This window comes from Ochrobactrum sp. PL_is501, from assembly GCF_055816895.1.
In genome coordinates this window covers 98,016-123,589 of sequence record NZ_JBVPGR010000037.1, presented here as the reverse complement: position 1 = coordinate 123,589, position 25,574 = coordinate 98,016, and the positions used below count along the sequence as shown (strand labels likewise).

General features: G+C 54.9%; 25 protein-coding genes and 1 tRNA gene. 5 read left to right on the top strand and 21 right to left on the bottom strand.

Features of this window, described 5'->3' with window-relative positions:
- Positions 1-5: 5 nt before the first annotated feature.
- The 3 genes from AC0TOF_RS16535 to AC0TOF_RS16525 are packed head-to-tail and all read right to left on the bottom strand — an operon-like array spanning position 6 to position 2,580.
- Positions 6-677, bottom strand: a complete 672-nt coding sequence (locus tag AC0TOF_RS16535) for an HAD-IA family hydrolase (protein ID WP_122001679.1) — start codon at positions 675-677, stop codon at positions 6-8.
- Positions 674-1,597: a DMT family transporter gene (locus AC0TOF_RS16530; protein ID WP_473769040.1), complete on the bottom strand. Its 924-nt coding sequence runs from the start codon at positions 1,595-1,597 to the stop codon at positions 674-676. The genes AC0TOF_RS16535 and AC0TOF_RS16530 overlap by 4 nt, the downstream gene beginning before the upstream one ends.
- A 2-nt stretch (positions 1,598-1,599) precedes the next feature.
- Positions 1,600-2,580, bottom strand: a complete 981-nt coding sequence (locus AC0TOF_RS16525) for an RluA family pseudouridine synthase (RefSeq protein ID WP_473769039.1) — start codon at positions 2,578-2,580, stop codon at positions 1,600-1,602.
- A 317-nt stretch (positions 2,581-2,897) separates the two neighbouring features.
- Here AC0TOF_RS16525 and AC0TOF_RS16520 point away from each other — a divergent pair, with 317 nt between their 5' ends.
- A complete protein-coding gene (locus AC0TOF_RS16520) occupies positions 2,898-4,682 on the top strand; it encodes a glucan ABC transporter ATP-binding protein/ permease (protein ID WP_473769038.1) in 1,785 nt (594 codons plus the stop codon).
- Between the two features lie 60 nt (positions 4,683-4,742).
- On the opposite strand, the gene AC0TOF_RS16515 is transcribed toward AC0TOF_RS16520, so the two are convergent.
- From AC0TOF_RS16515 to AC0TOF_RS16475, 9 genes are all read right to left on the bottom strand, one after another.
- Positions 4,743-5,306: a hypothetical protein gene (locus AC0TOF_RS16515; protein ID WP_473769037.1), complete on the bottom strand. Its 564-nt coding sequence runs from the start codon at positions 5,304-5,306 to the stop codon at positions 4,743-4,745.
- Positions 5,307-5,399: 93 nt separating this feature from the next.
- Entirely contained in the window at positions 5,400-6,212 is an 813-nt protein-coding gene (locus tag AC0TOF_RS16510; protein ID WP_473769036.1) for an MBL fold metallo-hydrolase, read from the bottom strand.
- A 2-nt stretch (positions 6,213-6,214) separates the two neighbouring features.
- The gene (locus AC0TOF_RS16505; RefSeq protein ID WP_473769135.1) at positions 6,215-7,018 is read right to left on the bottom strand and encodes a TatD family hydrolase; all 804 of its coding nucleotides are present in this window, start codon (positions 7,016-7,018) and stop codon (positions 6,215-6,217) included.
- A gap of 14 nt (positions 7,019-7,032) precedes the next feature.
- Positions 7,033-8,574: a methionine--tRNA ligase gene (metG, locus tag AC0TOF_RS16500; RefSeq protein ID WP_473769035.1), complete on the bottom strand. Its 1,542-nt coding sequence runs from the start codon at positions 8,572-8,574 to the stop codon at positions 7,033-7,035.
- A 101-nt stretch (positions 8,575-8,675) separates the two neighbouring features.
- Positions 8,676-9,752 (bottom strand): DNA polymerase III subunit delta', encoded by a 1,077-nt coding sequence (locus AC0TOF_RS16495; protein ID WP_473769034.1) that lies wholly within the window; start codon positions 9,750-9,752, stop codon positions 8,676-8,678.
- On the bottom strand, positions 9,749-10,393 hold the full coding sequence (gene tmk, locus AC0TOF_RS16490) for a dTMP kinase (protein WP_473769033.1): 645 nt from the start codon (positions 10,391-10,393) through the stop codon (positions 9,749-9,751). Before tmk ends, AC0TOF_RS16495 begins: the two co-directional genes overlap by 4 nt.
- A gap of 101 nt (positions 10,394-10,494) precedes the next feature.
- A complete protein-coding gene (locus AC0TOF_RS16485) occupies positions 10,495-11,691 on the bottom strand; it encodes a D-alanyl-D-alanine carboxypeptidase family protein (protein WP_473769032.1) in 1,197 nt (398 codons plus the stop codon).
- A 92-nt stretch (positions 11,692-11,783) separates the two neighbouring features.
- Positions 11,784-13,058, bottom strand: a complete 1,275-nt coding sequence (locus AC0TOF_RS16480; protein ID WP_473769031.1) for a septal ring lytic transglycosylase RlpA family protein — start codon at positions 13,056-13,058, stop codon at positions 11,784-11,786.
- A 433-nt stretch (positions 13,059-13,491) separates the two neighbouring features.
- A complete protein-coding gene (locus tag AC0TOF_RS16475; RefSeq protein WP_473769030.1) occupies positions 13,492-14,379 on the bottom strand; it encodes a lipid kinase in 888 nt (295 codons plus the stop codon).
- A 286-nt stretch (positions 14,380-14,665) separates the two neighbouring features.
- On the opposite strand from AC0TOF_RS16475, the gene AC0TOF_RS16470 reads away from it, so the two are divergent.
- Positions 14,666-14,739, top strand: a tRNA-Gly gene (locus AC0TOF_RS16470).
- A 28-nt stretch (positions 14,740-14,767) separates the two neighbouring features.
- Here AC0TOF_RS16470 and AC0TOF_RS16465 read toward each other — a convergent pair.
- The 4 genes from AC0TOF_RS16465 to dusB form a co-directional block, all read right to left on the bottom strand.
- Positions 14,768-15,010 carry a PepSY domain-containing protein gene (locus AC0TOF_RS16465; protein ID WP_122001667.1) on the bottom strand — a complete coding sequence of 81 codons (243 nt, stop codon included), beginning with the start codon at positions 15,008-15,010 and terminating at the stop codon, positions 14,768-14,770.
- A gap of 333 nt (positions 15,011-15,343) precedes the next feature.
- Positions 15,344-16,816 carry a nitrogen regulation protein NR(I) gene (ntrC, locus tag AC0TOF_RS16460; protein WP_122001665.1) on the bottom strand — a complete coding sequence of 491 codons (1,473 nt, stop codon included), beginning with the start codon at positions 16,814-16,816 and terminating at the stop codon, positions 15,344-15,346.
- A complete protein-coding gene (locus tag AC0TOF_RS16455; RefSeq protein ID WP_473769029.1) occupies positions 16,813-17,928 on the bottom strand; it encodes a two-component system sensor histidine kinase NtrB in 1,116 nt (371 codons plus the stop codon). The genes ntrC and AC0TOF_RS16455 overlap by 4 nt, the downstream gene beginning before the upstream one ends.
- Positions 17,928-18,932 (bottom strand): tRNA dihydrouridine synthase DusB, encoded by a 1,005-nt coding sequence (dusB, locus tag AC0TOF_RS16450; RefSeq protein WP_473769028.1) that lies wholly within the window; start codon positions 18,930-18,932, stop codon positions 17,928-17,930. The genes AC0TOF_RS16455 and dusB overlap by 1 nt, the downstream gene beginning before the upstream one ends.
- A gap of 163 nt (positions 18,933-19,095) precedes the next feature.
- Here dusB and AC0TOF_RS16445 point away from each other — a divergent pair, with 163 nt between their 5' ends.
- The 3 genes from AC0TOF_RS16445 to AC0TOF_RS16435 all read left to right on the top strand — a co-directional run bounded on the left by AC0TOF_RS16445 (position 19,096) and on the right by AC0TOF_RS16435 (position 21,617).
- Positions 19,096-20,319: a bifunctional 2-C-methyl-D-erythritol 4-phosphate cytidylyltransferase/2-C-methyl-D-erythritol 2,4-cyclodiphosphate synthase gene (locus AC0TOF_RS16445; RefSeq protein ID WP_473769027.1), complete on the top strand. Its 1,224-nt coding sequence runs from the start codon at positions 19,096-19,098 to the stop codon at positions 20,317-20,319.
- On the top strand, positions 20,316-20,807 hold the full coding sequence (locus AC0TOF_RS16440) for a CinA family protein (protein WP_473769026.1): 492 nt from the start codon (positions 20,316-20,318) through the stop codon (positions 20,805-20,807). The genes AC0TOF_RS16445 and AC0TOF_RS16440 overlap by 4 nt, the downstream gene beginning before the upstream one ends.
- Before the next feature lie 69 nt (positions 20,808-20,876).
- A complete protein-coding gene (locus tag AC0TOF_RS16435; RefSeq protein ID WP_473769134.1) occupies positions 20,877-21,617 on the top strand; it encodes an SDR family NAD(P)-dependent oxidoreductase in 741 nt (246 codons plus the stop codon).
- A 29-nt stretch (positions 21,618-21,646) separates the two neighbouring features.
- Here the strand turns inward: AC0TOF_RS16435 and AC0TOF_RS16430 are convergent, their stop codons facing one another.
- The 5 genes from AC0TOF_RS16430 to AC0TOF_RS16410 all read right to left on the bottom strand — a co-directional run bounded on the left by AC0TOF_RS16430 (position 21,647) and on the right by AC0TOF_RS16410 (position 25,523).
- On the bottom strand, positions 21,647-22,102 hold the full coding sequence (locus AC0TOF_RS16430; protein WP_473769025.1) for a type II toxin-antitoxin system RatA family toxin: 456 nt from the start codon (positions 22,100-22,102) through the stop codon (positions 21,647-21,649).
- Between the two features lie 8 nt (positions 22,103-22,110).
- Positions 22,111-23,076 carry a lipoyl synthase gene (gene lipA, locus AC0TOF_RS16425; RefSeq protein WP_473769024.1) on the bottom strand — a complete coding sequence of 322 codons (966 nt, stop codon included), beginning with the start codon at positions 23,074-23,076 and terminating at the stop codon, positions 22,111-22,113.
- A gap of 100 nt (positions 23,077-23,176) precedes the next feature.
- The gene (locus tag AC0TOF_RS16420) at positions 23,177-23,362 is read right to left on the bottom strand and encodes a hypothetical protein (protein ID WP_473769145.1); all 186 of its coding nucleotides are present in this window, start codon (positions 23,360-23,362) and stop codon (positions 23,177-23,179) included.
- Between the two features lie 93 nt (positions 23,363-23,455).
- Entirely contained in the window at positions 23,456-24,919 is a 1,464-nt protein-coding gene (lpdA, locus tag AC0TOF_RS16415) for a dihydrolipoyl dehydrogenase (RefSeq protein WP_122001657.1), read from the bottom strand.
- 16 nt (positions 24,920-24,935) lie between these two features.
- Entirely contained in the window at positions 24,936-25,523 is a 588-nt protein-coding gene (locus tag AC0TOF_RS16410; RefSeq protein ID WP_473769023.1) for a GNAT family N-acetyltransferase, read from the bottom strand.
- Between the last annotated feature and the right edge of the window lie 51 nt (positions 25,524-25,574).

Sequence of the window (25,574 nt, the reverse complement as noted above, 5' to 3'; positions counted from 1 at the left end):
AACAACTAGACGACCCGTTCGTCCATAGTCTGCAGCAATGCATGGAGTTCGCATGGCGCTTCCAGAATGTGATGGGCGCCAGCTTCTATCAGTCCCTGCCTGTTATGATAACCCCAGGAGACACCGGCGGCCATAGCGCCTGCCGAACGGGCCATCTGCATATCATAAACGGCATCGCCAATGACAATCGTTCGGCTGGGCTCTATCCCCATTTCCGCGCAGGATTCAAGCACCATGGCCGGATGCGGCTTTGACGGGCAATCATCGGCGGTCCGTGTCACTACGAAATGATGCCCGATGCCGTGCCGTTCGAAAACAGAGCGAACGCCACGTTGGGACTTTCCGGTTACGATACCCAGCAAAAGATCGTCCCTCGCCCCAAGCTCTGTCAGAAGCGGCAGAATTCCATCATAGAGCGGCTCTGCGAAGTCTGGAGCCTGCCTCAACATCACAAAGTTTTCCTTGTAACGTTGCGTCAGCCAGTGAACCTGCTCGTCCGGCTCGCGATTCAACAGCTTAGCAATAGCAAGATGCAACGACAGGCCGATGATCGAATGCGTTTCCTCGATTGCGGGAGGTTCCAAACCAGCGTCGGCAAAACTGGTCGCCATACATCTGTGAATCAAATCACCGCTATCGACCAGCGTTCCGTCGCAATCGAACAGTACAAGTTTCATCGGGCGTTGGATACCTTTACCGGCTTATTGATAATCATCAGTCCGCAACCGATCAGCGCAAGAGCCGCAAAGATTTTCCAGCTCAAAGGCTCGTTCAGAATGAGGCCGCTCAATAACACGCCAAAAGCGGGCGTGAGGAAGGCGAAATTAGAAAGTTTCGACGCGGGGTATCGGCGCACCATCCAGAACCAGAGCGGATAGGTAAATGCCACCACGAATACGGCCTGAAACAGGAAGGCTGATATGGACAGGACATCCGGACTGCGAAGCAACGGGCCACTCAACGAAATGAACGGCAACGGCACCAAAGTTGCAATCACCAACTGGTAAAGGAGTGTCTTTTCCGGCGCTGTATAGGCCAGCCGGGTCCGCTTGATAACCAGCGTGGTTAGCCCCCACAACACACCAGACACAAGCGCCAGCGTATCGCCATAGATAGCGTGCGGCCCCGGACGGCTGACATGATCGGAAAAGACCAGAAACACGCCCAGAAAGGCGATGCACATGCCGATGAAAGCACGAACCGACATGCGTTCGCCTAGAAGAAAATGACTGCCGATAGCGACCCAGAACGGCATGACATTCATCATGAGCGTTACACGTCCCACGCTCGTCAGCTCCATCGCCAGAAAAATCAGGACAAACTCGGTACCGAACAGCAATCCGGCAGCTATTCCAGCTGCCAGCGTGCCATCCCGCTTGAAAAGCGGAATGCGACGCCAATAACACCAGAGAAAGACGCACATGCCGCCGAGCGCGGAGCGCCCTGCTGCCATCAGCATGGGATTGAATCCTTGATTGCCGATCTTGATGGCAACCTGATTAAGCCCCCAACTGAACATGATGAACATGACCAGCATGATGGCCAGCCCATTGAACGAAACTCGTCCTTCGGACGATCCCCCCGCTTCGCCTGACATTTTTATTCTTCCGCGCTTTCCTCGTCGAAGCCTAGCAGATTCCACGACTGCACCATGTGCGGCGGCAAAGGCGCCGTCACATCTATAATGCCGCCCGACGGATTCGGAATGCGAATACGGCGCGCGTGAAGATGCAGCCTTTTTTGTATCCCGCCCGGAAACTCCCAATTCTGGTCAGCTTCAAAATATTTGGGATCACCGATAATTGGATGGCCAATATAGGCCGCATGAACGCGCAGCTGGTGGGTTCTGCCGGTATAAGGTTCCATTTCAAGCCAGGTCAGGTTGTTCCCCGCCTTCTCGATGATGCGATAGTAGGAGACAGCATGGTCGGAATCCGGTTCGCCATGCTGGCAAACACGCATCTTGTCGCCGTCCGGTGTCTGCTCCCGGACAAGCCACGTGGAAATCTTGTCCTCGCGCTTGCGCGGAACGCCCTTAACCAAGGCCCAGTAAGTCTTCTTGGTATCGCGTTCACGAAAAGCGGCGGTCAAAGCCTGTGCCGCGCCGCGCGTACGCGCCACAACCAGCACACCTGATGTGTCGCGGTCGATACGATGCACAAGACGCGGCTTTTCGCCCTTCTTGTTCCGCCATGCTTCCAGCATGCCATCCACGTGTCTTGACACGCCTGAACCACCTTGTACCGCGAGACCTGCGGGTTTGTTGAAAACAAACACTTTCGGATCTTCATAGAGAAGCATCTGCGAAAGCACGTCACCGTCCTGCTGACTGCGGATTGTCCGCGCTGTAACCGGGCCAGTTGCCTTTTCGTCGACACCGAGAGGCGGAATGCGCACAGTCTGACCGGCCTGAATACGTGTATCGGCCTTCGCCCGGGAACCATCGATACGTATTTGGCCCGATCGGAGGAGTTTCTGCAGGTGGCCGAAACCCAGTCCCGGATAATGGACCTTGAACCAGCGATCGAGCCGCATGCCCGCCTCGCTTGTATCCACAATCTTCTGCTCTACGCCTGCCATGGAGAAACCCGATCAATGCATCCTGATGCGGTACGCATGCGCGCACCGATTGCTTGTTCCTGTCAATAGACGCGAGTTCCGAGGATTGCTAGGCAGAAATCCGCAAAACTGCAATTTGGGTGCTTGACGTATATTCGGCCCACCCTCCTCCAATGAGTTTGATTTCGACGGGGGAATCTTCACACTCGGTTACATGCGTTTTTAATTTATGGTCGATCTTGACACCCAATCGCCACTTCTTGACGCCATCAGATATTGATAGAAGAACGGGCCTATACCATTTAGTCCCGTGAAATAGAGCGAGCGGGAGTGCGAAAGTGTCATTGCTCAAAATCTACTGGCGAGCCATGGAATATCTTGCGGTTGAAAAGACCGCGACGATAACCATGTGCGTCGCCAGCGTGCTGGTTGCCCTCGTTACCCTTGCCGAACCAATCCTGTTCGGCCGGGTCATTCAGGCCATCTCCGACAAGGGCGATATTTTCTCGCCACTTGCAATGTGGGCAGCGCTAGGCGGCTTCAATATCATTGCTGCTGTCTTTGTGGCGCGCGGAGCAGACCGTCTCGCGCACCGTCGTCGTCTGGGCGTGATGATCGATTCCTATGAGCGTCTCATCACCATGCCGCTTTCGTGGCACCAGAAGCGCGGCACATCCAACGCACTCCACACGCTGATCCGCGCAACAGATTCGCTCTTCACGCTCTGGCTCGAATTCATGCGCCAGCATTTGACGACAATCGTGGCGCTATCAACGCTGATCCCGGTTGCGATGAACATGGATATGCGCATGTCGCTGGTGCTCATCGTACTAGGCGTCATCTATGTGATGATCGGCCAGCTCGTGATGCGCAAGACAAAGGACGGTCAGACCGCAGTCGAAAAGCACCATCACAAACTGTTCGAACATGTCAGCGACACGATCAGCAATGTCTCAGTTGTCCAAAGCTACAATCGCATTGCCTCGGAAACCCAGTCCCTGCGCGATTATGCGAAGAACCTTGAGAAAGCACAGTTTCCGGTTCTCAACTGGTGGGCGCTGGCCAGCGGCCTGAACCGCATGGCGTCTACCTTCTCAATGGTCGTAGTTCTCGTTCTGGGCGCCTATTTTGTCACCAAGGGCCAGATGCGCGTGGGCGACGTGATTGCCTTTATCGGCTTCGCCCAACTGATGATCGGTCGCCTCGACCAGATTAGCGCGTTCATCAACCAGACTGTCACCGCACGCGCCAAGCTGGAAGAATTCTTCCAGATGGAAGACGCCACTGCTGACCGTCAGGAACCGCAAGACGTTTCGGACCTGAACGACGTCAAGGGCGACATCGTTTTCGACAACGTCACCTTCGAGTTTCCGAACTCCGGTCAGGGCGTCTATGACGTGTCTTTCGAGATCAAGCCGGGACAGACTGTAGCTATTGTCGGCCCGACCGGTGCAGGCAAGACTACGCTCATCAATTTGTTGCAGCGTGTTTTCGATCCGGCAGCGGGTCGCATCACAATCGATGGAACCGATACCCGTACCGTCAGCCGCCGCTCCTTGCGCCATGCTATTGCAACCGTCTTTCAGGACGCCGGACTGTTCAATCGCTCTGTGGAAGAGAATATTCGTGTCGGTCGTGACGACGCCACATCCGAAGAAGTGCACGCGGCAGCTCGTGCTGCTGCTGCCCACGACTTCATTCTGGCCAAAAGCGATGGCTACGATACGGTTGTCGGTGAACGCGGCTCGCAGCTTTCAGGCGGCGAACGCCAGCGCCTTGCGATTGCACGAGCAATCCTGAAGGATTCGCCTATCCTCGTTCTTGACGAAGCCACCAGTGCGCTCGACGTCGAAACCGAGGAGAAGGTGAAACAGGCGGTGGACGATCTGAGCCACAACCGCACCACCTTCATCATTGCGCACCGTCTTTCGACGGTCCGTTCTGCCGATCTGGTCCTGTTCATGGATAAGGGGCATCTGGTCGAAAGCGGCAGCTTCGACGAGCTTGCCGCACGCGGCGGTCGTTTTACAGACCTTCTGCGCGCCGGTGGCCTCAAACTGGAAGATAAGGCAGCCAAAGTCGTGGAGGGCAGCAACGTAATGCCTTTCCCGGCCCGCGCTTGACATTCAAAGGAGGGTCTCGCAGGTAAGCGAAACTCTCCCCAATATTTCAGGATGCTTTCATTATTTTACACGAATTGTAAGTTCTGGATAGTTAGCATCGGCGGTAAAGTATGTATCAAAATCAACATCACTAACGCTAACGCCGTCAAGTTTAATATACCCATTGGACTTTAGAGCAGAAAAATAAACCTCATTCATATTCGTCAATGTGAGTGCAGAATGCACACCTTCCTCATACACTTGAGATCCGAAATCAAAATGGAATTTAGCCTCCTTAAAGAAAACTCCACTGTCAATTCCATCCAAAAAAACTCTGCTAGAAGAATTAATAGCGATACGTGAGCCATCATCAATACGAATTGATTTAGCAGTAAAATTTACAGACGTATTGTTAGAAGCGCTGATAAAGCCGCTATGATCAATCTCTGGATTAAATAAGTGCAACTCTCCCCGACAACTTGCCCTCAAATCAGTATTTGCCATGTATAAAGTAGATACTCCTATATTAGGCGCAGAGACAATTAATGAATCACCAGCAGAAAAAACAATAGGGCCATACTTAACATCATGAAACGATTGTATTTCTGCATTTCCTTTATATCGAATAAAATCTGATATTTCCATAAGTGCAATCCTTTTTTACACAATGCTAGGAAATATTATAAGGAATATATTTATATAAAACTGTGAGAACAATCAGGATTGATATTATTTTCCCTAAACACAGAAACGCAACCCGTCATAAGCGGGCTCAACATTGTCGGGTGTCTCACGCAAGACGGTTTCATAATCAAGCGGAACATGCATATGCGTGAGAATGGCGCGTTTGGGCGCCAGTTTTTCTATCCATTCAAGCGCCTCGCCGAGCGAGAAATGGCTGGGATGCGGACGATATTGCAACGCATCGATGATAAGCACATCGGCACCGCCCAAATACTTGAGACTTTGCTCAGGAAAAGCGCTCACGTCGGTGCAGTAAACGACGGAACCGATGCGAAAGCCCAACGACTCAATGTCGCCATGCACCTGACTGAATGGCTCGAAACGGATTTCTCCTCCTGCTCCCGATATGGAAAACGGCGTCTCGGGAGCAATGTCGTGCATGCTGAGGATCGGCGGATAGCTCGACCCGGCAGGCGTTTCGAAACAATAGCCGAATGCCTCGAAAAGCCGGTTACGCGTTAGCCGATTGGCGTAAACATCCATGAGGCGGCGATTTTCGACTACATAGGTACGAAGATCGTCGATACCGTGAATATGGTCCGCATGCGGATGGGTATAGACAGCCGCGTCGAGGCTATGCGCTCCGGCATCAATCATCTGGGCGCGGAAATCCGGCCCCGTATCAATCACAACCGTTGTGCTGTGACCCGCATCGTCAAACCGCTCCACCAGAAGCGATGCCCGGCGACGCCGATTTTTTGGGTTTTGCGGATCGCATTTGCCCCAATCACCGTTGATACGCGGCACGCCGGGAGACGACCCGCAGCCCAGAAGCGTAAAACGCAGGCAGTTACGCGGCACTGACACGATCAGCTTCCTTTTGCAGCCAAGTCATCTGGCATGGGCATCTTGGTGAACAGTCGGAAGACATTCTCGCTGGTGATTTGCGCAATCTCTTCCCTGCTCACGCCGATCGTTTCGGCAAGCACGGCAGCAGTGTGCTGAACAAATGCAGGCTCATTGCGCTTGCCACGATAAGGAACCGGCGCCAGATAAGGAGCATCCGTCTCAACGAGTAAACGATCGCGTGGAACGATGGAGGCAACTTCACGAATTTCGGCTGAATTCTTGAAAGTCAGAATTCCCGAGAAAGAAACGTAGCCACCGAGCGCGATGCCTTTTTCGGCCAGCGCACGACCGGAAGAGAAGCAGTGCAGGATAAACGGAAAAGCGCCCTTCTCCGTTTCTCGCTCCAGAATATCGGCCATGTCTTCATCCGCACTGCGGGCATGAATGACCAGCGGCAATTGGGTACGGCGCGCTGCCTCGATGTGGACGAGAAAGCCCTGCCTTTGCGCTTCCGGTGGCGCATAATCATAGTGATAGTCGAGCCCCGCCTCGCCAATGGCCACCACTTTCGGGTGTTCGGCCAGACGCACGAGATCATCGGCGGTCACGTCCAGTTCTTCATGCGCATTGTTCGGATGGGTTCCAACCGAACAATAAACGGAATCATAGGTTTCAGCGAGTGCGCGGATCGCGTCGAATTTCCTGACCCGCGTGGAAATCGTCACCATGCGCCTGACTCCGGCATCCAGAGCGCGGCGAACGATATCGTCGCGCTCCGGCTCGAAGTCGGCAAAGTCGAGGTGACAATGACTATCGACAAGCATCATCGAACTCAGTTCTACTCTTCTGTTTCCACATAGCGCGGGAACACCGGCTGCGGGGCTGGCAGATCGGTGCCACCGACAAGCTGGCTTGCCGCAACGTCAGAGAACTGGCGGTTGTCGGCAGGGATAGCCAGTATATCGAGTAGTTTTTCCGCCGACTGCGGAATGAACGGCTGCACCATGATGCCAACGCGCCGGATCACCTCGGCCGTCACATAAAGGACAGTGCCCATGCGTGCTGGATCAGTCTTGCGCAACGCCCAAGGCTCCTGCCCCGCGAAATAACGGTTGGCTTCGGCAACAACAGCAAAAATCGCTCCGAGCGCAAGATGCAACGCCTGATCGTCCATTGCCTTACGCGCGGTATCGAGCGCCGCATCGGCCTGATCGAGAATAGTCTTATCCGCGTCCGAAAACTCGCCCGGAACCGGAACCTTGCCTTCGCAATTCTTGGCGATCATTGACAGTGAGCGCTGGGCAAGATTGCCGAGATCGTTCGCCAGATCGGCGTTGGTGCGGTTGACGATAGCGTCATGGCTGTAGCTGCCATCCTGACCGAATGGCACTTCGCGCATCAGGAAATAGCGCAACTGATCGAGCCCATAACGCTCAACGAGACCGAACGGATCGATCACATTGCCGAGGGACTTCGACATTTTCTCGCCGCGGTTGAACAGAAAGCCGTGTGCGAAAACCCGCTTCGGCAGCGGAATACCAGCCGACATCAGGAATGCGGGCCAGTAGACAGCGTGGAAGCGCGAGATATCCTTGCCGATGATATGCGCATCGGCGGGCCAATAGCTCCATTTCTCATCCGAAGTGTCGGGATAGCCGAGAGCGGTAATGTAGTTGGTCAGGGCGTCGACCCAGACATACATGACATGTTTCTCGTCGCCCGGCACCGGAATGCCCCAGTCGAAGGTCGTGCGCGAAATCGACAGATCCTTCAGACCGGACTTGACGAAGCTCACGATCTCGTTGCGGCGCTCCGCAGGCATGATGAAGCCCGGATTCTTCTCATAAAGGTCAAGCAGCTTGTCCTGATAGGCTGAGAGACGGAAGAAATAGCTTTCCTCCTCGACCCATTCGACGGGTGTGCCCTGCGGGCCGTAGCGGACGCCATCGTCGCGGACTTCCGTTTCCTCTTCGCCGTAGTAGGCTTCGTCACGCACGGAGTACCAACCGGCATATCCACCCTTGTAGATATCGCCATTGTCGGCCATCGCTTTCCAGATAGCCTGGCTGGCCTTGTAATGGCGCTCTTCCGAGGTGCGAATATAATCGTCATTCGAACTGTTCAGCACGTCTGCCATCTGCCGGAACGCAGCCGTATTGCGGTCTGCAAGCTCCCGCGGCGTGATGCCTTCCTTGCGCGCGCTCTGCAGCATTTTGATGCCGTGTTCGTCCGTACCGGTCAGAAAGTAAACATCCTTGCCGTTCAGTCGCTGAAAACGTGCCATCGCATCGGTCGCGATCAGTTCATACGCATGACCGATGTGCGGCTTTCCGTTCGGATAAGCAATCGCGGTGGTGATGTAATATTTTTCGCGGCTCATTAGGGACCCGGTCTTTCGAAGTTTGAAAGCGCGCCTGAATGACTAGCAGACACACGAGGAGAAAATTATCAGCGCTGACATAACGCATGTCAGCGGCCATGTCACGCAAGCGGAGGCTGACCGGACCGAAAAGCGCGATGCGTTTTTTCCAAAAGGATTACCACAGCCTGGCGGCGGTCGAGATTGTAGGTTTCGGCATCCACGGTTTCGCGTGACAGATCGCTCCAGAATCGCGACCAGCGGTCTGCATCACGCAGTTGCCCTGCCTCGGCTCGACGCCGAGCTTCCGTCGCAACCCGCCCCAGCAGATGGTCGCGGAACAGCTCATACTGAATCTCCGACTCACGTCCGTTCAATATGCCAGCAAGCGCCTGTGCCTTCGGCAAATCGAAAGCCTGCCCTTCAAGAAGGGAATCGGCTGTGTCGGCGATTTCAATACCGCCATTCGCCACCAGCAGAAGTGCCTTGCGCACACTGCCTTCTGAACGTTTGAGCAGCGTTTCCGTTACTGCATCAGCCCCCATTCCGATACCGGCACCGACATGGGACAAGGCGTCCGTAAGTGCATTATCGTCAAGCGGCTTGAAACCGATACTCTGGCAGCGAGACCGGATTGTCGGGAGCAAACGCCCCGCCGAGTGGGAAATCAGGATAAAGAGCGCCCGTGCGGGGGGCTCTTCCAGTGTCTTCAACAATGCATTGGCCGCATTGCGGTTCATATCGTCGGCAGGATCGACAATAACGATGCGCCAAGCGTGATCCGAGGCCGTCCGGGACAGAAAATGCGTAACCCGGCGGATTTCCTCTACCGGAATACCCGTTTTGAATTTTCCCGTCTTCTGATCGAACGGGCGGTTGATATGCAGAACGGCGGGATGCATGCCGCCCGCAATCTGCCGCCAAAGCGGTCGCGCGAAATCCGGAGCGGCAATATGTTCCGGCGCTTCGCCATTGTTGCCATGCGCCAGCATATGGCCCGCCAGATGAAAGGCGAGCGTTGCCTTGCCGATGCCCTGCGCACCTTCAAAGAGCAGCGCGTGATGCATGCGCCCCTCACGATAGGCTTGTGCCAGAAAATGACTGATCTCCCGGTGCCCGGCAACATAATCGCTTGCCGATGGCTCTGGCACACCCTCAATGGAATCGTGGGCTTTAGGGACGTCGAGCTCCTCGATCACAACAGCCCCCTTTTCGTCAGTACACGGTCAACTTCTTTAGCGATATCATTCGCAATCGTGTTTTGCGGGCGGTCAGCATCAATGACCTTGCAGCGCTCAGGCTCCGCTTCGGCAATTGCCAGAAAAGCCTGCCGTCGCGCCTCATGCACCGCAATATCTTCCTTTTCGAACCGGTCTGCAGTTTCACTGCCACGCCGTTTTCCGGCGCGAGACAACCCCTTCTGCGCAGGAATATCGAGAATGATCGTCATGTCAGGCATGGTGCCGTCTATGGCAATGCGTTCCACCGCCGACATATAGACGCCGTCGAGATTGCCAGTAACACCTTGATAAGCACGGCTTGAATCTATGAAACGGTCGCAAAGCACCACCCGCCCCTCGTTCAAGGCCGGACGGATAAGCTGGTCCACATGGTCTGCCCGCGCAGCTGCGAACAGCAGGGCTTCCATCGCTGGGCCGTAATTCTCTGCATTGCCGCTCAGTATGACATGGCGAATTGCTTCCGCACCAGGAGAACCGCCCGGTTCTCGCGTGATGACCGGATCGAAGCCGCTTGCCCGCAGGTGCTTGGCCAGCAACGCGATTTGCGTCGACTTGCCCGCTCCTTCGCCGCCTTCGAATGTGATGAACAATCCCGACAAACCAACTTCCAAATGTTTGAATCGATGCCCGAACGGACTTCTGTGAAAGTTAATATCGGCCTTTGGTCAACAGGTCGAGCCTGCATTACGCGTCGCGCAATCTAAAGATATTTCCTCAGCCAACCGGTGGATAGCTCCATCGCCGCACCTAAGGCACGCTTTGAAAGACTTCCCTCATCAACAGATTGGGCTGTGAAAACAGGGACATCACGAAGAATACTGCCATTAAGCTTTAACTGAAGAACACCGACCCGTTGGTTGTCGGCGACAGGGGCATCAAGCGGTCCATTATAGATAATGCGAGCTTTCAGCTTGTCGCGACCGTCCTTTGGCAGCAACAACTCAACACGGTCCTTGACCTTCAACGGTACATGCGTGAGCGCACCGCCGAAAACTTGCGCCTCCCCCACGATTTCATCTGCCGGATAAAGCTGCACATCGTCAAACGCCGTCATCCCCCATTGTAGGAGACGCCTTGCTTCTTCTTCACGCTCCTTGATGGTGGCAAGGCCGCTCATCGCCAGATAAAGCCTGCGGCCGTTCTGTTCTGCCGACACGACCAGGGCAAAGCCGGACGCTTCCGTAAACCCAGTTCCCATGCCGTCAGCCCCGACATCAAGCCGCAGCAATGGATTGCGGTTGCGTTGCATGATGTTGTTCCAGGTAAAAGCCGGCTGGGAATAGAATTTATAGTATTCCGGATGGGCGGTTCGGATATGCTGCGCCAGTCTGACCAAATCTTGCAGAGAAACCGTCTGCCCTTCAGCAGGTAACCCTGTGGAGTTGACGAATTTGGAGGCGGTCAAGCCCAGCTCGTGCGCACGATCATTCATGCGCTTTGCAAAAGCCTGTTCGCTGCCTGCCAGGCCTTCGGCCAGTACGATAGCGCCGTCATTCGCCGACTGAACAATCATACCCTGCAACAGATCGGCGACCGTTGGCGCAGACTTGATGCGCGCGAACATCGTTGATGTGCCCGAGGGCGCGCCACCGGTTCTCCATGCATTCTCGCTGACGATGTAAGATGTATCGAGCGTCGTAGCACCTTTATCGAGGGCTTCGAAAACCACTTCGGCCGTCATCAGCTTGGCGAGAGATGCGGGCGGAATAGGAACATTGGCACTCTTGGAGAGAAGCACCGTTCCGCTTCGCTCGTCGACCAACAAGACCTGTGGAGCCTTTGAAACAAACGCCGTTTCTACAGGGGCCGCCAGACTTATAACCGGCACGAATACAGCCAGAGAAACGCCGACGGACGCGGCGCGCGCAAGTACCGTTGTTTTTGAAATCAGCCCCATGCAAATCCCGTTACGTGAGCAGAGAAATAGAGCTTACGCAACGAATCCGCCCAAAATCAATATGCCAGCGTTTATCACCCTATCGTGAGCGTTCAATCGAGACGAACGACAAACGCATTCACTGCGCCCGCCTTCCAGGCCGCGCGTAGGAGGGCGTCGTTTCCGCCCTTCTCCGCCACAGCTATCAGCTCGTAGGTTTCGACAGTTTCGGTCGGAATTTTGGTAAGCGTAAATCTGGTCGCTCGAGGCAATGAGGCTTGAAGCTGCTTCACCTCTTCGAGCGTACTGAACGTGCCAAGCTCGACATATTCGCCATGTTCCTCGGCCTCACGACGTTTCCAGGCGCTCGAAATCGCATCCTTGGTCAGGATGCTGCTATAGGCGCGCTCCTCGGCATAAGCCGCTACAGCCAGCCGGTCCGTAGCATAACCAGCCAATCCACTCACACCGGCAGCATTCGCTACCCCGAAGCTTGAGCCGGGGCGTTGCGACGGCACAGGCACATTCGCCGGCAACAACGGAGCTGCGGCACCGGACGGATCGCTATATGCAGGATCAACGGCAAAAGGCGAGTTTTCCGGCATAGGCGCAGAAGCTGGAACGGCATCCATTACCGGCATCGGAACACGCGACTTCGGCGAAGTCGGCGTCGGCCCGTTCATAGCCATCATGACGCCAGTTGCAGGCTGGCCGATCGTATCGCCACCAGCCGGGCGGTAAGACGCCATGAGGAATGCGTCGTCATTGCCATCCAATGGCGCTCTGCCGACATATTCGACCTTCACATTAGCCGTACCATGGTGCTGATAATCGAGCATCTCGGCTGCTTTCTGGGAAAGATCGATAACGCGGTCGAATTCATACGGACCACGATCATTCACGCGCACAATGACCGAGCTGCCATTCGCAAGATTGGTGACGCGAGCATAACTCGGCAAAGGCATGGTCGGATGCGCAGCCGTCAGATGCGCCATGTCATAAACTTCACCATTGGCCGTCAGGCGACCGTGGAAAGCTTCACCATACCAGGAGGCGTGACCAACCTTGACATAATTCTTGTCTTCCTTGGGATAATACCAGCGTCCTTTGACCTTGTAGGGCTGACCGGTCTGATCGCGCCCTCCGCCACGCGGCAGCGGCTTTCCCTTCGAATAAGACACGCGTGGGCTGGCTTTCACGCCATATTTGGATTCAGCAAAATATTCTTTCGAACGTTTTGTCTTCGATTTTGGCTGCGGCGCCGATGCACAACCCGCCAAGGCGACAGCGATAGCCATGAACGACAACATCGCGACCGAACCGCGCTTGTCGCGCAGCTTCAAAGCCTTGCCGTTGACCGAATGTTTCAGCCCTCGTTTCGAATCCATACGCCACACGCCCGCTACTCAACAGCACAACCGAAAACGCTGGTTGCACCTTTTTAGATTTTAGTGATGTCACCGATTGATTGACGGATCATTAAAGCTTTTGGAAATCCGCATTTTTTGAGTCGCGCAGCAGGACATCCGCTCAACTTCGACGGGCCGTATCCTCTCGGTCTTGTGGAACAATCGTTCATTCAACGCGTTGAATTTTCAACAGGAAGGAGAAAACGAATGTTGAGAGCAATGATCCTTTGGCTGATGGGCGTTCCACTCGTTGTCGTGCTGCTTATCTGGTATTTTTTCTTTTAAATTTGGAACGTTCAAGGCCTTCAATCGTTATTTATATGGCTCTAATGACCTCCGAGCCAGTCACCTAACGTCATGAACTAGGCCCGCCGCAACAAGGCGGGTCTTTTTTGTCTTGCCCATTACGGCCTCAATCCGGATCAGGCATGTAAACATTGATCGCCTTGGGCAACAGGCGGAAATGAGCAGGCGTCCAGGTCGACAGCTCGCCATCTGTGTTTACGGCACGCGGCTTCTTGGTGCGTACAATCACTTCGGTCGTCGGAAAAGCCCGCACATCATCCCATTTGGAATGGGTGCCACGGCGTAGACTTGGCAGAAGACGCAATAGTTTCCACCAGTGATCGACTTCCAGACTATAGAAATCCAGCCTGCCGTCGTCCACTGTCGCATCCTTCTCAACGGCCATACCACCGCCGTAAAACTTTCCATTCCCGACAGAGACCTGCAATGTACGAATTTTCTCCGTCATGCCGTCGTGTTCCAGATAAGCTGTGAAGAGCTCAGAACGCATGAGAATGCGCGCCGCGACAATCGCATAACCGAGCTTACCCCACTTCTTCTTCGCGGCAGAACTTAGTTGCTGCGCCAGTTCTGCGCTGAAACCAATGCTCGCGACGTTGAAGTAAAGATGGCCGTTTACCTCACCCAGATCGATGGCGCGCGCCTTGTAGGAGATAAGTCGACGCGCCGCCTCAACCGGATCGGCAGGAATGCCGACAGTTCGCGCGAAATCATTTGCAGTTCCAAGCGGAAGGATTGCAAGCGGCAATCCCGTTTCCATCAACCCTTGGGCCGCGGCGTTCAGCGAACCATCGCCGCCGCCGACAATAACGAGATCACAATCTCTTTCACGAAGGATAACATCTGAAATCGTCTCGTCGTCCTGCGGATTTCGCTCGATGAGCTGAATGCCACCGCGCTCCAACGCCGAGCGAATATCTGCACCGTATCCGCTGCCATTCCGGGCATGTGGATTTACGATAAGCAGTGCCCGGCGCTTTGTGGTCTGGTCCATGGATATCCTGTCATCTGCAACAGCCTGCCAATCGGCCGCATGGTTGGAAGCGTCATCTGCAGATGGCCTCTCAATCCTGGATATCAATGGAAGGGTTCATGAAAAATTTGTCACGGCTCTGAATGTTTTGTGAAGTGAGGAGACCAAATGTGGTGGCAACGCCAACCTGTCGACAAAACAGTTTGACGATATTCAAAAGAGAACATAGGTTGACTGCACCAACTGTAAAACTTTTGAATGTGCCTCATCACACATGTCGCTAATTGCCTGAAATACATTACAGTTTGCGGGTATGATGTAATGGTAGCCTGTCAGCTTCCCAAGCTGAACGCGCGGGTTCGATTCCCGCTACCCGCTCCAGCATAATTGCTCACGCAAGCATCAGAGACTAGCGAACATTTTCTCCGGTTTTCGGATCGACCTTCACCTCAACTTTGGCGCCAGCCTTGGTGACATATTCGATCTCGTAATAGCCACGATCATTCCAGTCGACTTCATCAATGAAAGCCGTATCCGCGTTCTGTTCGATTTTGGCAATTATTTCCGAGAGTTTTGCGCCTTCCGGGGGCGGAGCAGCATAGGCCGCAGCAACAGACAAACCAAGAAACAAAGTCGTAGCAACAAGACGCATGATTATCTCCTTTAGCTATGCTAAAAGAGTAGGAATGCAGGCGTCTTATTCAAGTCCAACAGCCATTACTTTATGATCGGGCTTATCGAACCGGTGAAGGTTTGATCGATCATCGCGGAGAGCCTCGGCTCCGCACCTGACAAGATAACGACTATTGCAAGCATCAATATCAAAGGCGCGGCAAGAATTCCGCTCCTTACTGCCGGCTCGAGAATGCGCCGGGTTTTGTTGCTTCGTGTTGATTGCTGATTTCTCATACAACCAATAGTAGCCGAACAGACTTAATCACCTGTTAAATATCGTGGTTAACGCGTTATCGGCGTGTGATTGTCGCTAATTTCCCTTGTTTCCGCGATATATATTGACGCCAAGTTCACGAATTTTCTTCCGCAGCGTATTGCGATTTAGCCCCAAAAGATCGGCTGCCTTGATCTGATTTCCACGTGTTGCCGTAAGACATGCGAGGATGAGGGGATATTCCAGTTCAGCCAGAACCCGATGGTAAAGTCCCGGCGGCGGCAAGTCGGAACCGAAAGACGCAAAATAACGCTGCATGTTCTGCTCAACCGCTTGCGAAATGGAGATGTTTTCCATATCGCCACCGCCAGCGGGAACAATATCCGGCTTGGTGAGCTCGGCTCGCAACTCCGTTTCGATAATTTCGGGCGAAATTTCTTCTTGCGGGTAAAGCGCCGCAAGCCTTCGCACGAGATTTTCAAGCTCGCGGACATTGCCCGGCCACGGATACCGGCGCATCATTTCCAGGCCAGCGGTGCTGATGCGTTTCTCCGGCAGTCCCTCTTCGGCAGCGCGCTTGAAAAAATGGCGCACAAGATCGCCAACATCCTCGCTGCGCTCGCGAAGCGGCGGCAAGCGCAAAGGCACAACATTCAGCCGGTAATAAAGATCCTCGCGGAAAAGCCCCTGTGCTATCAGCTGCCGCAAATCCTTATTGGTCGCCGCAACGATACGCACATCTGTCTTGATCGGCGTGCGCCCGCCGACTGTCATATATTCGCCCTGTTGCAACACACGCAAAAGACGGGTTTGCGCTTCCATTGGCATATCGCCGATCTCGTCGAGAAACAGCGTTCCGCCATTTGCCTGCTCGAAACGACCGCTTGAGCGGTTTTGCGCGCCGGTGAAAGCGCCCTTCTCATGTCCGAACAATTCAGACTCGATCAGGTCGCGCGGGATTGCCGCCATGTTGATCGCAACAAACGGCCCTTTTCGACGACGCCCGTATTCATGCAGGGCGCGCGCAACCAGTTCCTTGCCTGTGCCGGATTCACCGGTAACCATGACGGTCAAATCCGTCTGCATCATGCGCGCCAGCAAACGGTAGATTTCCTGCATCGCAGGCGAACGACCGACCAGCGGCATGTTATCTGTCTGCTCATCCGACAATGCCGCGATGGGCTTGCGTTTTGGTTCAGACAGGGCGCGGCCGACGATATTGATGAGTTCCGTCAAATCGAATGGCTTCGGCAGATATTCGTAAGCTCCTGCCTCTGATGCCCGGATAGCCGTCATGAACGTGTTCTGCGCACTCATGACCACAACTGGAAGATCTGAACGCATCTTCTTGATGCGCGGCAGAAGGTCGAAGGCATTCTCGTCCGGCATATTGACGTCGGTAATGACCAGATCACCATCGCCTGCCGCCACCCAGCGCCAGAGCGAAGCGGCATTGGAGGTCACACGCACATCGTAGCCTGCCCGCGACAATGCCTGGTTCAGCACGGTCCGAATGGCTGCATCGTCATCCGCCACCAATATGGTTCCCGTCGGACGTCCTGCGATCATGCGTTATCTCCAGTATTTCCAGCCGTATTTTTCCACGCCGGCATCAAAACGCGGAAAGTCGTTCGCGAAGGATGGCTGTCGCATTCGATGATGCCGCCATGATCACCAATGATCTTCGCAACCAATGCCAAACCAAGTCCAGAACCGTTGGTCTTCGTCGTCACGAAAGGGTCGAACAGATGCGGCAGCATATCCTGCGGCACACCCGGCCCATTGTCATGCACGCAGAATTCGAGAGGTAGCGCCACCCTGTCCCGTGCGCCCGGTACCTGCAGGCGGATGCCCGGTCGGTAAGCCGTGGACAGAACAATCTCGCCACCTTCGTGATCACCGATAGCTTCCGAGGCATTCTTCAGCAGATTGAGGAAAACCTGCACAAGCTGATCACGATTAGCGAAGACTGGCGGGAGAGAAGGGTCATAATCTTCAACGAAGCGAATCTTCCGCGCGAACCCGTTCTTCGCAATCGCCTTCACATGATCCAGAACCGCATGAATATTGACCGCAGCGCGCTCGATAGGACGCTCATCCGAGAAGACCTCCATGCGGTCCACCAGTGAAACGATCCGATCTGTTTCATCGGTAATAAGCCGTGCCAGCGCACGATCTTCATCGCCGACAACCTGTTCCAGCAATTGCGCAGCACCGCGGATACCCGAAAGCGGGTTCTTGATTTCATGGGCCAGCATTGATGCAAGCCCTGTGACGGACCGCGCTGCGCCGCGATGCGTCATCTGGCGGTCAATCTTCTCGGCCATCGTCTTTTCCTTGAAGAGGATGACCACAGCTCCCGGCAACTCTGCGACAGGCGCTACGTAAATATCAACAATACGTTCCGTGCCGAGGCGTGGCGACGAGACATCGACGCGATACTCGTTGACCGGCATCTGGCTGGTGCGAACCTGATCGACCAGCGCTAACAGCGGGCTGCCAAAGGGTAGAAAAGACTCTAGCCGGTTGCGCGCCAGAATAGACGAGCCGGAACGAAAGAACTGTTCCGCATCCAGATTGGCGTAGGCGATATAGTTTTCGGCGCTGACCATGATAACCGGCTGGCTGATTGCATCGAGCACAACCGATGGAATGCCGTTCATTTCGGTTCTCTCGCGCATCAGGCAACCTCTTTGAGCGCGGCTTCGGGAACTTCGCGCATGAATATACGACGCAAGGCGTCGATGACGGCTTGCCGGTCAGTCAGAGTCATCACGTCCGCTTTCTCGGAAGGCGCACATGCGGCGCCAGCATGACGATCAAGATACCAGCCCAGATGTTTGCGGGAATGACGGATGCCCGTTATGCTTCCGTAATGCTCGAGCATATCTGCGTAATGCTTTATAATATAATCAAGAACTTCGCTTCGCGATTTCGGAGCAAAGTCGCTTCCTGCGATTGCGCCGGCCAACCACGGTTGCCCATAAGAAGCACGTCCGACCATCACCGCATCCGCTCCGGAACGGCGCAGAATTTCCTCGGCATCGCCACGACACGCCACATCGCCGTTGGCGACCAGAGGAACACGGATCGCGTCACGAACCGCGCGAATTGCATCCCAGTCCGCCTTGCCTTCATAAAACTGGCAACGCGTACGTCCATGGACAGTCACCATGGCAACACCGGCGCCTTCGGCGCGCCTTGCCAGCTCGGGCGCGTTGATGCTTTTCTCATCCCATCCCAGCCGCATCTTCAGCGTAACCGGAACGCTGACCGCATTGACGGTAGCCTCAACGAGGGTCATTGCGTGATCGAGATCGCGCATCAGCGCGGACCCGGAATAACCACCGGTCACTTTCTTGGCGGGGCAGCCCATGTTGATATCGATGATGTCGGCGCCTTCGCCTTCGGCGATCCTTGCCGCCTCACCCATCCAATGCGCTTCGCGTCCCGCAAGTTGCACAACATGCGTTCCAAGCCCTTCCCCCGAAAGGCGCAAAAGGCTCTCTTTGTGACGATTGCAGAGTTCGGCACTGGCTACCATTTCAGACACGACCATGCCCGCACCAGCTTCTGCTGCCCGCCTGCGAAAAGGAAGGTCGGAAACGCCCGACATCGGCGCAAGAAAGACGCGGTTGGCAAGTACCACACCGCTTATGTTCAAAGGTTGATCGAGAAAACTCACCGACAAATGCCTATTTGATGTGCATAGCGCAATTAGCACATACATTAATCAGCCTCACTTTTCAACGCAAGGAAAAGCGCACGCAAAACTACGATAAATCAATTGTCGACTGGCATTTATCCGCGCAAGGCATTATTCGGCATGCAAGCACAAATTTGAACAGATGCAACCTTTGGCAGAGGCGACAACTATTTCAAGGATAGCAGCAGTCATTGTGGCGGCTGGCCGCGGGGAGCGAGCCGGACAGAGCGTCGAAGGGCCGAAACAATACCGGCGCATCGGTGGCGAAGCCGTGCTTGCCCGCACTTTACGCGCTTTCATCGACTGCCCGCTGGTTGATAGCATCGTTGTCGTCATCCACCCCGATGACCATGCGCTTTACGAACGCGCCCTTCCGGAGAGCCGAGACAACATTCACGTTGTGAATGGCGGCGCTACCCGGCAGGCATCAACGCGTCTTGGCCTTCTTGCGCTGAGAAACGACGCGCCGCAATATGTCATGATCCATGACGGTGTGAGACCGTTCATCAGTCAGGATTTGCTGAATCGTATCGTCGAAAACCTTGCACCTGATGAAGGCGTTCTTCCTGCTCTGGCAGTTTCGGATACGCTCAAGCAATCAGCTACGAACGGAACGGTTAAAACGACGGTGCCACGCGCGGGCCTTTTCGCGGCACAGACGCCGCAGGCATTTCCCTACGCGCCTATCCTCAATGCGCATGAAAAGGCCTTCGCGATCAATCGCTCCGACTTCACTGACGACGCCGCCATTGCCGAATGGCAAAATATCGCTGTCCGCATCATCGAAGGATCAGCGGACAATACAAAGCTTACCTGGGCAAAGGATATTGAGATGGCTGACAAGCGCCTGCGGCAAGACCACGCCTCGTTTCCCGACATTCGAACCGGCAATGGTTATGACGTCCATTCCTTTGAACCCGGCGACCATGTGACGCTGTGCGGCGTGAAAATCCCCCATGAAGCAAAGCTCAATGGTCATTCAGACGCCGATGTCGGGCTTCACGCGCTGACCGACGCTCTCCTTGCGACCCGAGGAGCGGGTGATATTGGCACGCATTTCCCTCCTTCCGACCCGCAGTGGAAGGGTGCCGCTTCCCGCATATTTGTCGAACACGCCGCCAATATCGTGCGTGAAGCAGGTGGCCGCATTGCCAACGTCGACGTGACCTTTATCAGCGAAGCACCGAAAATCGGCCCACACCGCGCAGCAATGACAGAAGCGCTTTGCGACATGCTGGGAATTGCCGCAGACCGGGTTTCCATCAAAGCGACGACCAATGAAAAGCTTGGCTTCGTTGGGCGCCGTGAGGGCATTGCAGCCATCGCAACCGCAACCGTCATCTATCCGGGTGAGGTACCCGAATGAGTGCGTTGATTGCAGAAGAAAAAGCTGTTGCCGTGCTGGAAGCCTGCCGCAAGGCTGGCATAATGATCGCGACGGCAGAATCCTGCACGGGTGGGCTGATATCCGAAGCACTGACCGACATTGCCGGATCATCTGATGTCGTGGATCGCGGCTTTGTCACCTATTCCAATGAAGCAAAAGCCGAAATGATCGGCGTTCCGATGGAACTGATCAATCGCTTCGGCGCTGTCTCGAAAGAAGTTGCGCTTTACATGGCTGAAGGGGCACTTTCTCACTCGCGCGCCAGTGTAACTGTGGCAGTTACGGGAATTGCCGGGCCAGGTGGCGGCTCCGATGAAAAACCTGTCGGCCTCGTTCACATCGCCTCAGCGCGAAAAGGCCACCCGCCCCTCCATCGCGAATGCCATTTCGGTCCAAAAACCAGAGCCGAAATTCGTCACGCTACTGTTATCGCCGCGCTGGACCTCGTTCTGGAAAACCTTCGATAAACTTAGAGCGTATACTTTTATCTACGGTGCCCTACCTTTGTCTTTGATCAAGACAGGGAGAACATGGCGATGCGTTTCGATGGCAAGGTGGCAATCGTTACAGGTGGGGCAAGCGGCATTGGTGAAGCAACCGCTAGGGCCTTCATTCGTGAAGGAGCGAATGTTGTCATTGCCGACTATTCCGAGCACGGCCAGCAACTGGCCAATGAGCTTGCGGGCGGCAGCGAGCGGGCATTGTTCGTCAAGACCGATGTGGCCGACACGAAAGCCGTGCAGGCGCTGATTACCAAAACCGTTGAAACCTATGGCCGCCTCGACATCATGTTCGCCAATGCAGGCATCGCCGCGGATGGCCCGATAGACGAGCTGGACGAGGCTGCTTGGCAGAAAACCATCGATATCAACCTTACCGGCGTCTATCTCTGCGATAAGTACGCGATTGATCAGATGCGCTCGCAAGGCGGCGGCGTGATCGTGAATTGCGGTTCCATCCATAGTCAAGTCGGAAAATCAGGTGTCACTGCTTATGCGGCAGCAAAGGGAGGTGTAAAACTCCTGACGCAGACGCTTGCTATTGACTATGGTGCGCAGAACATTCGGGTGAATGCTGTCTGCCCGGGCTATATCGATACGCCCCTGCTCAAGAATATACCCGAAGACAAGAAAGAGGCTCTGGTAGCCTTGCATCCGATAGGTCGTCTCGGTCGCGCCGAAGAAGTAGCCAGCGTCGTGCTTTTCCTGGCGAGTGACGAAGCCTCCTTCGTCACCGGAGCATCCATACTGGTTGATGGCGGCTATACGGCGCAATGAAAAAGAGAGCCCGAGAACCGGCCCGTCGTTCAGGCCAGACCGTAAATCTGATCGGCCCGTTTCTCGAAAGCTTCGGAAAACTTCTTGAAAGCGAGATCGAACATCGTTCCCATCAGAAGGCCAAGGGTACGGCTCTTGAACTCATAATCGATATAAAACTCGACATCACACTCGCCTCCGTCGCCAACCGGCTTAAAGGTCCAGCGGTTGTCGAGATAGCGAAACGGCCCGTCAAGATATTTCACATCGATGACATTGTCTGCGGGTTTCAGCAGTACCTGACTGGTGAATGTCTCGCGTATGAGCTTGTAACCAACCGTCATGTCAGCAATGAGAAGAGCCTTGCCGTCACGCTCCTTGCGGGAGCGAACGGATAAGGCCTCACACATCGGCAGAAATTCAGGGTATTTCTCAACATCCGCTACGAGGCCGAACATTTGCTCTGCCCGGTGATGTACCCGCCTGACGGTGGTAAACTGCGGCATGACTGATCTCAGGCCTTTGCCGTGATCTGCGCCTCGCGCGCTGCCCTCAGCTTGGCGAAATCATCGCCAGCATGATGCGATGAACGCGTCAGCGGGCTGGATGCGACCAGAAGGAAGCCCTTCGTCCGGCCGATCGTTTCGAACGACTTGAACTCGTCCGGCGTCACGAAGCGAATGACAGGATGGTGCTTGCGCGTCGGCTGGAGATACTGGCCGATGGTCATGAAATCCACATCTGCCGAACGCAGATCGTCCATCAGCTGAAGGATTTCATTCCGCTCTTCGCCGAGACCAACCATGATGCCCGACTTCGTGAAAATGGTCGGGTCCAGTTCCTTGACGCGCTGCAACAAGCGGATCGAATGGAAATAACGGGCGCCGGGACGAACCTTGAGATACTTCGAAGGTACGGTTTCCAGATTGTGGTTGAACACATCCGGGCGAGCCTTGACCACAACTTCAAGAGCGCCTTCCTTGCGCAGGAAATCCGGTGTCAGGATTTCAATCGTGGTCGCGGGGGTGGCTTCACGAATGGCCTGAATGACCTCGGCAAAATGCTGCGCACCACCATCGCCCAGATCATCGCGATCAACCGAAGTAATGACCACATGCGTCAGGCCCATTTGCTTGACGGCCTTTGCGACATTCTCGGGTTCATTTGGATCAAGCGCGGTCGGAATACCGGTCGAGACATTGCAGAACGCGCAGGCGCGCGTGCATATCTCGCCCATGATCATGAAGGTCGCGTGCTTCTTTTCCCAGCACTCGCCAATGTTCGGGCAGCCCGCTTCTTCGCAAACCGTAACCAGCTTGTTTGAACGAACGATATCACGCGTTTCACTATAGCCGCGCGAGACAGGAGCCTTGACGCGAATCCAGTCGGGCTTCTTCAGGACAACATTGTCCGGACGATGCGCCTTCTCGGGATGCCGTTCACGCTTGCCTTGGTTCACCAGATCGAGAACTGTAACCATGCTTTTCCCTGCCTATCCGAAGCATTTTCAGGAAATGCTTCCAAATTCGGTTCGGTCCTAATCCCTGCTCCCTACCCTGTCAACTTGAGCGATTTGCTACTCATCGCCGCGCTGCCAGTCCAAGAGCCCGGAAAACCAATGCCCATATCAGGCCAAATACCAATCCAGCGGTGCCAAGCGCCAATGTGAGCGCCCAGACGCCGTACCAGCCGGTTAGAACTATTCCGTTGACCGATATGGTGTTGCCGCCAAGAACACTCAAGGTGCCGGCTGCAAACCCCAGCACCAGACCTCCCGCGGTACACCATTTGATGATGGGCCAGGCGGCACGCCGCCAAGGCCCTCCGTTCTCGATCAGCGGAATGAGCGTCTCTCCGTCTTATGCGTTTAGTGCGCGACCATACGCATCCAGAACGCTTTCCTTCATCATTTCCGAAAGGGTTGGATGCGGGAAGACCGAATGCATCAGTTCTTCCTCGGTCGTTTCGAGGTTCATGGCAACCACGAACCCCTGGATGAGTTCGGTCACTTCTGCACCGACCATATGGGCGCCAAGCAGTTGTCCCGTTTTCTTGTCGAAGATGGTCTTGACCAGTCCCTGATCTTCACCGAGCGCAATCGCCTTGCCGTTTGCGGCAAACGAATAGCGACCGACCCGGATGTCGTAACCTTTTTCCTTAGCCTTCGCTTCAGTCAGGCCAACGGAAGCGACCTGCGGATTGCAATAGGTGCAGCCCGGAATCATGTTCTTTTCGAGCGGATGAACGTTTGGAAGACCGGCGATTTTCTCAATGCAGATAACGCCTTCATGCTCGGCCTTGTGCGCCAGCATCGGCGGACCTGCAACGTCACCGATAGCATAGATGCCTGCAACATTGGTCTTGCCGTAGCCGTCGATAACGATGCATCCGCGGTCGGTTTTCACACCAAGCGCTTCCAGGCCGAGATTTTCGATATTGCCCTGCACACCAACCGCAGAGATCATGCGATCCACGGTCAACGACTGCGTCTTGCCGTCCTTGGTCTCGATATGAGCGGTCACATTGTTTGCGCCCTTCTCGACCTTGGTAACTTTGGCATCGGTGATGATCTTCAGTCCGCGCTTTTCCAGCTGCTTGCGAGCGAATGCAGAAATCTCCGCGTCTTCAACCGGCATGATCTGCGGCATGAGTTCCACGACCGTCACATCAACGCCCATGTCTTTGTAGAAGGAAGCGAACTCGATACCGATTGCGCCTGATCCCATTACAAGCATGGACTTCGGCAATTCCGGCGGAACCATTGCTTCGAAATAAGTCCAGATCAACTTGCCATCCGGCTCAATGCCCGGCAAAGCGCGCGGACGCGCACCGGTGGCGACAATGACGTGCTTCGCCTTGTAGGCGCCCTCACCCAGAACGCCCTTCGGGACAGGGTTCTGCGGCTGCATCGGCTGCTTGGAGGACTTGCCGACCGAAATCTCAACCGGATTGCTGCCTGAAGCGGCCTTTACGAGCTTCGCCTCGCCCCAGATCACGTCGATCTTGTTCTTCTTCATCAGGAAGCCGACGCCGCCGTTAAGGCGAGCCGAAACACCGCGCGAGCGCTGCACCACAGCCTTAACATCAGGCGTGATCTTGCCTTCCAGCTTCAAGCCGTAATCCTTGGCGTGTTCGCCGAAATGCAGGATTTCAGCAGAGCGCAGAAGCGCCTTGGTCGGGATACAGCCCCAGTTAAGGCAAATGCCGCCCAGATGTTCGCGCTCGACGATAGCCGTCTTGAGGCCAAGCTGCGCAGCGCGGATTGCGGTTACATACCCACCCGGGCCCGAGCCGATAACAATAACGTCGTAAATGTCGGCCATATTGTCCTGCCTTTGCTCAGTTCACTTCTCGGGTGAGCAGCACCCAGTCGTGTCTTTTGTCCTGCCCAATGCGTTCTATCGCTTCGAGCCGCTCAATTTCCTTGAAACCATGGGCGCCGTAAAGGGAGAGCGCCACATCGTTGTGGCTTTCGGTTATCAGGCTAATTCCTGGGTTACCGTTCCGGCGTGCCAGATCGATTTCGTTGGCGACAAGTGCGCGGCCAATACCTTTGCCGCGAAACTCTCTATAAACGCCAACGCTGTCTATGAAACGATTGCCTATCACTTTGCGCTGCAAGTCGATGAGCTGATCGAGAACCGGATGCTGCGGTGGTGTACCGTTCAAACTGTCATCGAGTGTGAAACCGATCGAAAGTCCGGCAATGTCGCCAGCCCACTCGGCAATTGTCGTGCTCTGCCAGCCTTCGGTTCCGTCAGCACGCATATATTGCCGACCGCGTTCCATGGCCGTTTCAGTTCGTCCGTCAAGAACAGCACCGTACCAGAGCCATGACGCAAAACCGTGCGAAGAGATATCGACAAGAATGGCGATCTCAGCGGCTTCATGGCGTTCAGCCCGGCGTAGGTTCAGTTGTCCAGCCATTCAAAAAAACCTCAGGCGTCGAGTTCAGCAGAACACGACGCCCTTGAAGTT